The organism is Devosia sp. MC1541 (genome assembly GCF_012847305.1).
In the GTDB taxonomy this organism is placed as follows: Bacteria; Pseudomonadota; Alphaproteobacteria; order Rhizobiales; family Devosiaceae; genus Devosia.
On sequence record NZ_JABBDZ010000001.1, the window covers coordinates 88,379 to 101,175 of the forward strand.

Below are 12,797 nucleotides of genomic sequence, written 5' to 3' on the forward strand. Positions count from 1 at the left end.
TTCAGACCGGTGTGGCCGGTCACCGAAAGCGAACCCGATTGCTGAGCGTTGGCGTCGCCTTGCTCTCACCGCTGCGTGATCATGTGATCGGTTTCGGACAAGTTAAGCAACTCGCAGTGCCGTGTCCTCGACGAAACCGTATCGGGTAGAGAAACATTGGCTGTCCCGGTCCTGCGAACGAGTCATCTCCAACGTGATAAGGCTGTCTTCCGGAAATGCTGGACTAAGCTCTAGCCGCAAGTACTCGAACAGCTGTCTGTCGTGGACGGCAATGATGATTTGGCGCCCATGTTCCTTCGACAAGGTTCTTAGCAATGCCGCGAAATGAGCGATATGGATGTCGTCCATGGATTGGACTGGATCGTCCAATATCAACCATGGCAGCTGCACCGGAACCGAAAGGTGCAAGGCAACGAAAAGGGTCAATGCCGCAGTGTTCAGATTGCCGGCGCTCAACATGGCTCCTGGAGTGCCACCAGCGATCTCGTCGCCAAGATCTCTATGGGGGGTGTAGAGCTTCGGTTGCAGGCGTTGTGTCTCACCCTGCGGTATCTTGAATGCCGGGACAAATTCCTCCCCCGGTGCGAGCCGGACAAACAGGTCGCGCCAAAGACGGTTCAGGCGCTCGTTGAATTCGCGTCGAATGATGTTGGAACGCACGGTATCGACGGTGTTCCGTATCTGAACCGCCTGGCTTCGCAAGTTCTGTGCCCGATCAAGGGCACGCCCTTTCCGCTCCCAGTGACTTTTGTGGTCGTTGATGTCCCGCTCTACCTTGGAGGCATGTTCCACTGCAAGCTTGATGGCGCTGATCAAATCCTCGGCAGCCACGCGATTTCTGACTCGCACCTCCAACCTGTTTCGCTCCTGGTCGAACGCCGCATCGAGCCGCTCTGCGAATACCTCTACCGTTTCGTCGGCCAGCCGGTGAATGCCGACCGAAATAGCGAGTTCGTCGAGTGACTGACCAATTGCCAGTCGACGCGTGTTGCTTTGTTGTGCACCGCTTAGGTTTCTTTGAGCCGTAACCTCAGCATCCAGAAACTTCTGGCCGTCTATCAACGCGGTTGCTGTCGCCTCCAGCGCCAAGAGAGCGGAGCTGACCGCGGCGGCCCTGCGACCTATCTCGGCTAAGGCCGCGTCGCTTACCTGGCGAGATTCCAAATCGCGGATCTGCTCGTTGAGACGCTGGACCGACGCTCCGATTTCGCTTCTGGATCTTCCCAACGCCACAAGGCGGTCGGCCGAACCGGACAGGTTGCGAGAGCGGGCGTGAACGTGGTCGGCCAGCCTGCCATTGTCCTCGTCTGCATAGTCTCGTCCACATACCGGACAGATTTCGTCGGTGATGAAGCTGGAAATTTCGGCGAGCAGCGCTCCTAGGCGACCGGAATCCGCGGACAGCCCAGACAATTCCTGATCGACAGACGCCATTCGTCGATTAGCCACCTCCAACTGCTCGATCGCGGTGCTCGCGGCTTTAGCGTCATCGGCAGCGCGCTTCGTACGATCTTGCAGGTGAGACTGCTCCGCCCGCAGAAGACGCAGGCCTTCTGACGCGAACTCACTCAAATCTGCCGGCAAAACTTCCTGCGGAAACAACTGCGCAACTCGCGATTGAAGTTGGGTCACCACATCTGCGTTCGTTTGCCGCCAGGACGCGTATGCTGAAGAGGCGGTTACGAGCAGACCCGACAACCGAGCTTCCAGTTCTCTCCCGCCGTCGTCCTTGGACATATCGCGGCGCAGCGAACCGAGAAGTCGGTATTGGTCTGTGATGGTTTCCAGACGTGACTCGTCTAGCCGACGCTGGTCGTCGTCGAGGAAAGGACCTTGTTCAGGCACGAGGCGATCAATGATCGCCAACCCGAGATCCTCCAACAGAGAAAGCAGGGCCGCGCACTTTTCTCGAATGGTATTGTCAAGTTCGCTTTTCGCTTGCCGTCGATCGCTCAGCATGGCCTCGAGCCTACTGCGCTCGATCTCCACCGGGGACCATCGCTCCACGGCCTTTCGCACGTTTCTGACATCGCTGAACGGTTTCAGCCCCGCTTCGATTGCGTCGAGCCGATCAAGACCTAGCAGTTTGCTGACAAAGCGCGCCAAAGGCGACGATACGTCGGATCCCGAGTCCTGGTAAATCTGCAGCAGCTGCCCTAGCAAGGACTGCGGCAGATACGCCCTTTCTCCAAAAAACTCTGCCGCATCGGCTTCTAGAATCCGAGATGGTTGGATTTTCCCGCCGGCGAAATTCACCCGATACTTCTGAGGGACGTCTCCTGTGGCGATGGTCACCTCGGAAAAGCCAGCGCTGGCCTTCTTGTGAAGGATCTGCAGCTCGTAGTTCGGATCCGCCCGGCGCAGAGCATCCACCTGCCCGGTCAGCGCAAGCTCGATTGCGGACAACAGACTGGTCTTTCCGGCGCCATTCTCACCGTGGACCAGCACTACTTTTGCGTCCAAAGGAGCATATACCTTGCCGCGGATGCTTCTGAAGTTTGAGATATCGATCCCTTGCAGCTCGGAAAACGTCATGGGGTGTCCTCCAACGCGGCGTCGATCACTGTGGCGGTCGAGGCAGTGACAGCCTCGTCCCCAAGTCTTGAACCTTCCACCACCGCCAAGCGCAAGCCGGCGTCGGTGTCGGTGGGCAGTGCATTGACGAGTCGATCCATCGGGCTGAACTCCACCTCGCCTTCGGCGTCGCGCAGAGGAATCTCCAGCGGCAGCAGGAGCCTGATGCGATCGTCGAGCATCCTCTTGGCGATCTCGTCCCGAGGGGTGCCGTCCGGCTCCACGGGTATCGTTTCCACAGTCAATACCCTGCAAATCTCGGACAGTTCGTCGATATCCCCGGTCATTGCCGCCCCAGCGAGTATCACGGTCAGGACAAGGCGGGATTTCGTCACGTCCAGCGCGCGACTTAGGGCTTCCACACGACGTCGAACCTGCGTCGGCTCCTTGTCGCCGAACTCGCCCGTCGTCGTATCGACTATGATAATAAGGTCCGAGCTACGGCCGGCGCTTCCTCGCATAGCCAACGTGAAGTCGAAACTGACCGAAGCCACCCTGAACGGCGTCTGGACTGGCTTGAAATTAGCCTTGACCAGACGTTCCGAAATGGCGCGAACTAAAGGTGACGATGTCATATCGACGCCTCCGTGATAAATTCGCTCTTCAACAGGTCGGCAGTATCGCATCGATCGACCAGGCTTTCGATACTGATGTGATGTTTAGAATTCCGCCCACTTCTCCCAGGAGAGCTGCCGACTCTTCTGGCGCTCGCGTTGGAGGCCATAACCTGGGACCACGTCGTGTCGGCGTGCAGTACAATGGCATTGTCGTTGGCAAACGCCCCCGACTGCTGGAGGGCGAGGGCCTCACCGATACCCTTCACCAGAAAAACCGGACGGGCCGGTGCTCCGTCCCAGGTTCCCGTCGCGGTGAAAGCGCCGTGCTCGATGCCGGCGCCCACCGGTGCCGAAATCGACCAAAGAGCGGTTTCTCGGCCATGCTGGAGCATCGAAAGCGCCATAGCGAGAGTGCCTAGACCGGCGGCCAAGGCGTTGTCGTCGGTGGCGAGTTGGCGCAGTCCGGAAGAACTGACCGCCTGGTATTCGTCTGAACTTTTCGGAAGGGCGCCTGTTCGGAATACAGCCAAGACACGTGACCAAATCGAAATCGCGGCATAGACGAATTCCGTCCTGCTTTGATCCACGGGATCCCACGTGGCGAGATCGGCCACCGTATTGCGTATATTCGTCAGCAATTCACACATGTCCCCCCACCACGCGGATTTGGCCTTAGACGCCAAAGTGGATTCCAAGAGGAGTGTAAGCTTCTTCTGGAGGACGTGGAGAACTAGGGCGATTAATACCTGTTCCGGCCATGCCCTGAGGTGCGCGGACCCTACGATCGCGTTTGTGCTAGTATTGTATGTTTCCCCATAGACGAGCTTGAGAACATCCTTCTGCCCGATGGTCAGAGCATCCTGGCAGAATACGTGGCCTTGGGCATTCGGGTCGGGCGGCCAAGGCCAGGGATTGGTATGCTTCGCTTCGGAAACACGCCCTGCAGGTTCATGTCCTGGATCGACAAGCCCATCACCATGGACTTGTGATTGGCCGCCAGCGCGTTCACCGCAGCTCGCATAGCTGCGAATAAAGGCTTGTCCGCCCACTCCAGCACCTGTGTATGGCTCCCCGTCAGGTAGTCGCGGAACACTCCGGGCTCGGCAGTAGCGTGAACGATACAGCCGTGGAACTTCAAAAGCCGCGCCGCTCCCGCGGCGGTCCGAAGATGGTTGGGATCTACCACGGCTTGGAGAACGCCACCGCCTCCCCCGGCCAGCCGATCCACCGCAGCTTCAATGAAGCCGTCCCAGTTCCCGGATGCCATTTCCTTTATCGCCCCTTCCATCACCAGCACGGCAATACATAGGTGCTCGGCAGCTGGCCTGGGCGGATTTGCGAAAGCCGCCCTGATGTCTATGGCCTCCCACAGAATGAAATCGGATGTCTTGCCCTCAACCCGAACATCCAACAACCGAGAGTATTTGCCCCAGAGCTTCTCTTTGATGGCTTGGTGTTGCGTCCACTCGGAGAACGGCTTCTCAAAATCCTCCTCCAGTGTGGCGACGTCCAGCTCCGATATCTCTAATGCTTCGCGAAAGGTGGGCATGTAGGTTGCCTCGGTATCGGGGTGCAGGGCGCGAACCCGCAAGTGCTCTATGGCCAGATCAATAAGACCACCGAGACTCGGCGCTTTGCGCGAGATGCCGGATCCAATCCAGAGCGCGAATTCCCCATTGGCGATTGCCGTCGCAACGCGCGAAAAGTCGCCGTCAAATTTGTCGAGAACTTCATGGACAGTGATTTCGCTGGCGGTCGGCACTTTCCCTCACAATTTCTAGAATTCGTCGGAGTGATTTCGGATTAAACGAACTAATTATGCTACTGTCAGTTTCGGCCTAGGCTTTCATGACTAGTGGCTATTTTCTTTTGATTTTTGCACGCAACAATTGCTGCCAGTCTAGATGGGGTCCAAGGCGCTCGAGTATCTCATCGTCGATGAAACGGTCGCGCCGCAGCTCCGCCCGGCAGTCCTGGACGTATTCCCGAATAGCAGCAAAGATTTCTTCATTCGTCGCTGGCTGGCCCCAGATGGTGACTTCGGGCGCGAGCTTCCAAGTGCGATAGGTAAAGACTTTTCGGCGGCTGATCGGGTTGCGCTTCTTTTCAGCGGAAAAGTACTCGCCGCGCACCTGATTGCCCAGGAAATGAAGTCGGATGTAGCCGATGATCTCATTGAAAATCCAGGGCCCATAGGTCTGGTACTGGTGATCCTGGACGCGAAGCTTCGTCTGTTCGCTTGGCTCATAGCCGGCGACGGTCTGACGCATTCTATCGAGCTGGGCATTTAGGTCGGCTATGTTGTTGGCATGGTACCGGTCTGGAGAAATTCGATAGACCGGCAGGTCAAAAAAATACCTCTCCACCTTTTCTTATGTCTGCCTCGACCGGGCTGAGCTTTAATCACTTACCAGATGTCTTTTTGGCAGCGTACAAACAGCATGCAAAAGATGCCAGACTACATTCCTCTACACCCCATTGCCTTATGATGGTGGATCGTAACATTCTTCTTAGAGTTACAGTTTTCACGAAACTCGATTCGGCCCAGCTAGCCACTGGTGAAGCAACTTTTTGCCTACGCTAAGTGCTCGAATCGTCTTTGTTTGTGAAATTTCGCGGAACGATGAAGTCTTAACCTGGACACGATGGGGAATTTCATGGGCATCTTTACTCCTCACGGGGTGCCCGCGACGTCGCCACTGACCTTGGTCGCCATCGGTCAGGGTACGGCTGGCTTCGAAAGTTTCTGTGTCGGATAACGCGTTTCTAAGGCCCGTTTTTCGTTTAGGCTTGAGAAGGTAAAACCTACGCGACCGTAATCACTTAAGTCGTGCGCTGAATTCCCAACGGTCAATATCGACAGGTCCTTACCAGAAGCTGTCATTCCGCGCTCGGCCCCGAGCCAGACATAGCTTGCAAATGCGATAGGTTACAGACGGGGCAAGGCCTTAGCACGATAGATAGCCATTGGGCCGGCACAAATGATATTCGTGGCGTTCCCACTGTCGGGCATACAGCAGCCCTATTCACGTTGCGCGAAGTGGGAACATTCGTTGGCGGCATTGGGCCGATTGCTGGCCTGTCACGCCGGAGGCCGCGGGTTCGAGCCCCGTCTCTCGCGCCATTTTCTTTCATTAAAATCATTGAAGTGAATTGCGCACTGCCTTTCAGCGGAGCGTTGAGTTTCAACTTTTGAACTCGCCGTGCTGGCCAGTCTGATCCTGCTCAGTCTTTCCGTCGTCAGGTGTTTTAGCTCAGATTGGCGCTTCGCTTGGTGGAGAGCGCAACTCGTCGTTCGGTTGATGTTATGCCGCAAGCCTAGGTGACACGTGCCTCAACGAGCACCTGTTTGCAAACCTGCGCCAAGCCCGCGAGTTGATTGCTGCTTGGCGTGACGATTACAAACTCAACCGCCCCCATACGAGCCTCGACGCTTCACACCGCGGGAGTATCACTAACGGTCAACAGACGGCCAAAGCCTGAACAGCGCTAACCAATAAACGCGGACACTTATGGGAGCGGGTCAGCCTGTAAAGGTAATTTGGGGCGGGCTACATGAACCTGACAAAGGATCTAGGTTAGGATCGGTAATCCTCATACTCCCACCTAAAGTGCCTAGACAACTTTTCAGCAATTTCGCTCCAAGTCCCCCCGGTGATATTCGCCACTGTGTCGACCACGAGGTTTTGCACGGCCTTCTCATCATACGCAGATACAAAAACTACGTGCCTGGCAAACGCCGCTGAGTTCAGTCTATTCTTGTAGAACCACTTTGGGGTGCACACCTCAAAGCTAAAGATATCGGCTCCATCCTCACCATCAGGCCCAATCATAGCTTCGGCCGCGACGCAGAAATCCTCAACGTCATCTGGCCAATATGCCCAATTCTCATGGTCAATAAGGTCGATGGATTTCACGGTTGCAATCATGGTGTCACATTAACATGTCCGTTCGCGCCCCACGCACCTGACGGCAGCAGTCCACGCGCATTATTGCCTTGAGCCAACTTCAGCGCCCGAGCAATCATATCGACGCTTACATAAGGGACGAAACCAACCCCGTCGCCAGCCTTCATGCTGGCTAGATAAGCTTCTAAGCGCTCCGTCTCTCTCAGAACCGAAAGTGCCCCAAGGTGCCAGATCGGGAGCACACCCGGCACGCTGGTGGGGAACTTGGAGTAGTCGATAAGGCTTGCCCTAAGTCTTGCTAACCGGCCCATTACAGTGCCGCTGCGCTACGCGCCTCCACCTCAGCTTCGCCCAGCGCTTTCGCTCGTAGCTTGGGAGGACGCAACGCATGTACCAAGGGAGCTCCAAGCTTTCTCGGCGGGTCGTCGGCGGTTTCTGCGCACGCAGCGGAAAAGACCTTAGTTTTTACGCTGAGCGTACAATCCACCGGTTGTTTATCGGTCATTGTCCTAATTCCGAAGATCATTTGTCTGCTTGCGTCTCCCAAGTCTCGTGGGCGTAAAGTCACCGGCTTCGTTCCTGCTAACCCTCCACCCCATTTGTGCCATCCATCCCTGTGTGATGGCGGCCTTCGGAAATTCGCAGATGGCCATCTGACGGCTGAAATGGGCCTGGTTGGGGGGCTCCTCCGTGGGAAAGACCTGGGTTCAATATGAGCGGAGAGGCGAGAGGGCAGGGCGTCGGTCTGGGCGATACATGCTCCCCCCGAGCGTTGGACTTACAGTTCAACCGGATGAATAGGCTTGCTGAATGCAGTGGGAGAGGTCGGCGATCTCGGGGCGGGATTGAATGCGCATTGGGGCGAGAATGCCGAAGGCAAACTCGATGGCCGGGCGTAACGGTTTGATCTCATAGCCCAGTGGGCGAAGCTTTTCGGCAGTGAACGGGTCAATGATGCCGACACCGAGGCCTGCGGTGACAAACATGACAAGCGAAGCCGCAGTGGCCGTTTCGACTGCAATATTGTACCGCAGACCGGCACTGCTGAATGCTTGCTCGACCTTATACCGCGTCAAATTGTGCCGCTGCAGGGCGACCAGAGGTTCATTCTCGAGCATGGATAGCTCGATATACTCTTGGTCTCGCAGCTTATGACCCTTGGGCAGAATGCAGACACCGTCAGCCACCGGCAGAGTGGTGATTAACTCATTGGGGTACTCAACGGGCAGCATGGTGACCGCCAGATCAAACTCCTGATCGTTCAACCAACGACGGTTGTCGCGCCGCGCAACAACGTCCGTGGAGACAGTGATCCACGGATGCGATTGCCGAAATAAAACAAGTGCTTCCGGCAAGATAGAGTGCGCCATAGCCGAATTGGCGAACAACCGGATCGGGCGCTGTGGCACGCTTTCAATATCGCGCAGAATGGCATCGAGGTGATCGACGCGGGCCAGTGTTTCCTGCGAGGCATCGAACAGCCATTCTGCTTTTGGGGTGGGGATCAGACGACCACCCGTGCGCAAAAAGAGTGTTGTTCCGAGCTGGGCTTCCAACTCCGAAAGCGTTTTGCTGACAGCGGGTTGGCTGACATTGAGCGTTTTGCCGGCTTCGATCGTGCTGCCTGTGAGCATGAGGGCGCGGAAAACCTCCATATGCCGAAGCTTAAAGCGCCAGGCCATGACTCTATTCCTTTTGGTTATAGCTTTATGGATTCATCGCATTTGACCTAATTGGTTGCAAGGCGGGATATTTACCGAAAGCGACGTGTTCGGATTGTACCGGACCAAGTAGGGGGTATTCTGTGCAAGCTTTGCGGTTCAAATCTGCCATTGGCGATATGGTTCAAGTCCGTCCAATTCGTGAGAGATTGGCGCAGTCTGACCGGTTCGCTCTCGACCAAGTGGCTGTCGAGCCGTTCCACGTCGCCTTCCGGCGCATGGTGCGTGACCTCGAGTTTGACATCTCCGAAATGCCGATAGCGACTCTGGGGCAGGCGATGCATGCTGGCGTGCCGATCGTCGGTCTACCGCTACCGGCCTCGTGCCGCATGCACCACACGTCCATTCTGACCAGCGTCGACTCTGACATTCGCGGGCCAGACGATCTTAGGGGAAAGCGCGTATTGGCGCGCTCTTGGCCGCAAACGACGGGCATCTGGGTTCGCGGGATTTTGGCACACGAATATGGCCTCGATCTGCGCGACGTGAACTGGATTATTCAAGAAGGTCCGCACGTTCCGCAGTTCAAGGATCCGGACTTCGTGACGCTCGAAGAAAGCGAAGAGAGCCTGCTGAGCTTGCTTAAGCAAGGCAAGGTCGACGCGATCACCGGCTTACATGGGGTTCCAGAGGGTACGCGCCCGGTCATCGCCGACGCCAAACTTGCTGGTGCCGAGTGGCATGCGCGCACCGGTATCTTCCCGGTGAACCATGTTCTTTGCGTGCGTCGCGAAGTGTTAGATCAACATCCTTGGGTCGTCGAAGATTTGACCGAACTATTTGATAAATCTAAGGGAATCGCACAGGAAAGAGGCGATTTGGATAGTTCGAAACATGGCCTGCCAGCCGGGCTCGAACTCTACAAGGCTGGCTTGGAGGAAAACCGGAAGTCAATGCAGATGCTGGTCGATTTCTCCATCGAGCAACAAATTCTGCCGCCATCCATCACTCTCGATGGCCTTTTTGTCTAACGAACAGGTGGCCAACGCGCCACCACAACCAACCCGTGGGAGGGACACTATGAATTTGATTAAGACGTTACTGGCGAGCACTATTCTCGTTGCAGCGACCAGCGCTGGTGCACAGGCGCAGAGCTATCCGGACAAGCCGGTTACTCTGGTTGTTCCATTCGCGCCGGGTGGCGCGGTTGATTTGGTTGGCCGTTTCCTTGCCGATAAATTGGGTGCTGCTTGGGGGCAGACCGTCGTTGTCGAAAACATTCCAGGTGCAGGCACACTGTTGGCGACCGGTCAGGTCGCCAATGCCAATCCAGACGGCTACACCCTGCTGGTCAATTCGGCGACGGTGACCATGAGCGCGGCGATTCAAGAAACGCCATTGGTCAATCCGTCTGATGATTTGACTCACATCGGCCGCATTGGCGCGACCCCGCTGTTGCTGGCTGTTAGCCCGTCGCTCGGCGTTTCGAACTATGAAGAGTTCGCTGCCCTGGCGAAGTCGCAGGAGCTCAACTACGCCACCGTTGGCGTGGGTTCGCTCAACCAATTCGCGACGGAAATTCTGCGTAGCGCTGCGGAACTTCAGATGGTGCCAGTGCACTATAGCGGCGGTTCGCCTGCAATGACCGACGTTATCGGTGGCCATGCCGATCTGTTCTACGGCTCCATCACGCAGGTTATTCCCCATGTTCGTGAAGGCCTGATGACCGGTATTCTGGTGTCCAGTGCAGAACGCTCTGAAACCTTGCCAGATCTGCCAAGCGTTGGCGAACTGGGTATGAACGACGCCATTATCGAAAACTGGTGGGGTCTGTTTGGCCCAGCTGGTATGGACGCGGCTCTGGTTGAAAAGATCAACGCTGACCTGAACACTGTGCTGCAGACGCCTGAAATGGCGGAGTTTTTGCAGCGCGATGGCGGTCGCCCAATTTGGGGTACGCCAGCAGAATTCACCGCACAGGTGCAGGGTGAATATGCAACTTGGCGCAAGGTCGCCGAAGAGCAGGGCATCCGTCCCGAATAACGCCTAAGGCACCGAGCCGCCGCCTGAGGTGGCGGCTCAACTTCGCCAAAATTTTGGAGGTCATATGACCATCAGAAGCCAAAAGGACCTCGTCGCAGGTGGCCTGTTTGTCGCCATTGGCTTGTTCTTTGCCATAGCCTCACTTGAGTATCGCCTTGGTACACCGGGCCGTATGGGGCCAGGGTTCTTCCCACTCATGCTGGGGGCGTTGCTGACTGTTTTGGGGATCGGTGTGGTCATCACATCGTTGCGCGGTGAGCCTGAAGAAGACGGCAGGCTTGAGACGCTTAACCTGCGTGGATTGGCCATTGTGGTCGTGGCCACGGTGTCCTTTGCGCTGCTGATCCAGTCGTTTGGTTTGCTACTCACACTGGCGATCTGCGCCGGTCTGACCAGTCTTGCCAGTCCCGGCACCAAGCTCAAGACGATCCTGATCAACATGGGTGTTCAGCTCGTCATCGGCTTCGGCATTTTCCATCTGCTGCTGAAACTGCAGATCCCACTTTTGCCAGTATTTCTGGGCCAGTAGAGGCGCTGCACCATGGATTTTGTTGCTAATCTGACTTTGGGGCTGCAGACGGCCCTTACATTCGAAAATCTCATTTATGCAGCCGTTGGGTGTTTCCTGGGCACATTGATTGGTGTTTTGCCGGGTCTTGGCCCTCTCACCACTATTTCGATGCTCCTGCCGTTTACCTTTGGTCTGAGCCCGATCGGCGCACTGATCATGCTCGCCGGAATTTACTACGGCGCTGCTTATGGTGGTTCCACGACGGCTATTCTGGTGAACATGCCGGGTGAGGCCTCGTCCGTGGTCACGACAATCGACGGCCACAAGATGGCGCGTCAGGGCCGCGCTGGTTCGGCACTTGCTGCAGCAGCCATCGGTTCTTTTGTTGCAGGTAGCTTTGGTGTGCTCGTGCTGGCGGTCTTCTCTGGGCCGATTGCCCAGATCGCGTTTAGCTTCGGGCCTGCAGAATACTTCGCCTTGATGTTCCTCGGCTTGATTGCTGCGGTTTCGCTGACATCCGGCCCCTTGCTCAAATCTCTGGCTATGATCGTTATCGGTCTGCTCGTCGGCCTCGTTGGTATGGACGTGAACTCCGGTGTTGTCCGGTTTGCCTTCGGCAATATGGCGCTATGGGAAGGCGTCAGCTTTATCGTGATCTCGATTGGTATTTTCGCCTTTGCCGAGATCGTCAGCACCCTTGAGCGGCACAAGGCTGCCGATGCTCAGATCGCGCCAATCAAATCGATCATGCCCACCAAGGAAGACATCAAGCGTATGACGCCGTCGATCCTGCGCGGCTCTGCGCTAGGGTCTCTGCTCGGCGTACTGCCAGGTGCCGGCGTGTCACTCGCCTCCTTCTTTGCCTATAGCTTGGAAAAGAAGACGTCGAAGTACAAGCATGAGTTTGGCCATGGCGCGATCGAAGGCGTCGCCGGTCCGGAATCTGCGAACAATGCGGCCGCGCAAACCTCGTTCATTCCGACACTAACGCTTGGCATTCCCGGCTCTGCGACAATGGCGCTGATGCTGGGGGCAATGGTCATCCACAATATCCAGCCTGGTCCAAGTGTTGTGACCAAAAACCCAGACCTGTTCTGGGGGCTGATTGTGTCGATGTGGATTGGCAATCTGTTTTTGGTGATCCTGAACCTGCCTCTGATCGGCATGTGGGTGCGCCTGCTGCGTATTCCTTACACCATGCTGTTCCCGGCGATCCTGATGTTCTGCTGCATCGGCGTCTACGCCAGCTCCTATTCGCTGTTTGACGTGTTCATGGTCGCGGGGTTTGGGGCTGTTGGTTACATCCTCGCCAAACTCAATTGCGAGCCTGCGCCACTCCTGCTTGGCTTTGTGCTTGGGCCGATGGTGGAAGAGTATTTCCGCCGCGCATTGGTGCTCTCGAAGGGCGATTTCTCGGTCTTCATCTCGCGCCCAATTTCTGCGGTTCTGCTGACGCTGGCTATCGCCATGCTCGTGTTCGCGGCACTGCCAAAACTGCGAAAGACCCGCAAAACCGTTTTTGCGGACGAATGATCTGGCAGCC

12 protein-coding genes and 1 pseudogene are annotated in these 12,797 nt (G+C 56.4%); 5 read left to right on the forward strand and 8 right to left on the reverse strand.

Annotation, left to right across the window (positions count from 1 at the left end; all coding sequences use genetic code 11):
- Positions 1 to 102 precede the first annotated feature (102 nt).
- From HKD40_RS00380 to HKD40_RS00400, 5 genes are all read right to left on the reverse strand, one after another.
- Positions 103 to 2,535 (reverse strand): AAA family ATPase, encoded by a 2,433-nt coding sequence (locus HKD40_RS00380; protein ID WP_169193744.1) that lies wholly within the window; start codon positions 2,533 to 2,535, stop codon positions 103 to 105.
- On the reverse strand, positions 2,532 to 3,149 hold the full coding sequence (locus tag HKD40_RS00385; RefSeq protein WP_169193745.1) for a hypothetical protein: 618 nt from the start codon (positions 3,147 to 3,149) through the stop codon (positions 2,532 to 2,534). The genes HKD40_RS00380 and HKD40_RS00385 overlap by 4 nt, the downstream gene beginning before the upstream one ends.
- On the reverse strand, positions 3,146 to 3,778 hold the full coding sequence (locus tag HKD40_RS00390) for a hypothetical protein (RefSeq protein WP_169193746.1): 633 nt from the start codon (positions 3,776 to 3,778) through the stop codon (positions 3,146 to 3,148). Before HKD40_RS00390 ends, HKD40_RS00385 begins: the two co-directional genes overlap by 4 nt.
- Before the next feature lie 203 nt (positions 3,779 to 3,981).
- A complete protein-coding gene (locus HKD40_RS00395) occupies positions 3,982 to 4,893 on the reverse strand; it encodes a hypothetical protein (protein WP_169193747.1) in 912 nt (303 codons plus the stop codon).
- A 97-nt stretch (positions 4,894 to 4,990) separates the two neighbouring features.
- Positions 4,991 to 5,401 (reverse strand): hypothetical protein, encoded by a 411-nt coding sequence (locus HKD40_RS00400; protein WP_169193748.1) that lies wholly within the window; start codon positions 5,399 to 5,401, stop codon positions 4,991 to 4,993.
- A gap of 1,048 nt (positions 5,402 to 6,449) precedes the next feature.
- On the opposite strand from HKD40_RS00400, the pseudogene HKD40_RS00405 reads away from it, so the two are divergent.
- A pseudogene (locus HKD40_RS00405) lies at positions 6,450 to 6,589 on the forward strand (integrase core domain-containing protein); the annotation flags it as partial.
- A 120-nt stretch (positions 6,590 to 6,709) separates the two neighbouring features.
- Here the strand turns inward: HKD40_RS00405 and HKD40_RS00410 are convergent.
- The 3 genes from HKD40_RS00410 to HKD40_RS00420 form a co-directional block, all read right to left on the reverse strand.
- Positions 6,710 to 7,048: an immunity 8 family protein gene (locus tag HKD40_RS00410; RefSeq protein WP_169193749.1), complete on the reverse strand. Its 339-nt coding sequence runs from the start codon at positions 7,046 to 7,048 to the stop codon at positions 6,710 to 6,712.
- Between the two features lie 8 nt (positions 7,049 to 7,056).
- Positions 7,057 to 7,350, reverse strand: a complete 294-nt coding sequence (locus HKD40_RS00415; protein WP_169193750.1) for a hypothetical protein — start codon at positions 7,348 to 7,350, stop codon at positions 7,057 to 7,059.
- A gap of 474 nt (positions 7,351 to 7,824) precedes the next feature.
- Positions 7,825 to 8,721 carry a LysR substrate-binding domain-containing protein gene (locus HKD40_RS00420; protein ID WP_169193751.1) on the reverse strand — a complete coding sequence of 299 codons (897 nt, stop codon included), beginning with the start codon at positions 8,719 to 8,721 and terminating at the stop codon, positions 7,825 to 7,827.
- A gap of 122 nt (positions 8,722 to 8,843) precedes the next feature.
- Here HKD40_RS00420 and HKD40_RS00425 point away from each other — a divergent pair, with 122 nt between their 5' ends.
- The 4 genes from HKD40_RS00425 to HKD40_RS00440 all read left to right on the forward strand — a co-directional run bounded on the left by HKD40_RS00425 (position 8,844) and on the right by HKD40_RS00440 (position 12,787).
- Positions 8,844 to 9,731, forward strand: a complete 888-nt coding sequence (locus HKD40_RS00425) for a hypothetical protein (RefSeq protein WP_169193752.1) — start codon at positions 8,844 to 8,846, stop codon at positions 9,729 to 9,731.
- A gap of 49 nt (positions 9,732 to 9,780) precedes the next feature.
- The gene (locus HKD40_RS00430; RefSeq protein WP_169193753.1) at positions 9,781 to 10,743 is read left to right on the forward strand and encodes a tripartite tricarboxylate transporter substrate binding protein; all 963 of its coding nucleotides are present in this window, start codon (positions 9,781 to 9,783) and stop codon (positions 10,741 to 10,743) included.
- 64 nt (positions 10,744 to 10,807) lie between these two features.
- Positions 10,808 to 11,272: a tripartite tricarboxylate transporter TctB family protein gene (locus tag HKD40_RS00435; RefSeq protein ID WP_169193754.1), complete on the forward strand. Its 465-nt coding sequence runs from the start codon at positions 10,808 to 10,810 to the stop codon at positions 11,270 to 11,272.
- A 12-nt stretch (positions 11,273 to 11,284) separates the two neighbouring features.
- On the forward strand, positions 11,285 to 12,787 hold the full coding sequence (locus tag HKD40_RS00440; protein ID WP_169193755.1) for a tripartite tricarboxylate transporter permease: 1,503 nt from the start codon (positions 11,285 to 11,287) through the stop codon (positions 12,785 to 12,787).
- The last annotated feature ends 10 nt before the right edge of the window (positions 12,788 to 12,797 follow it).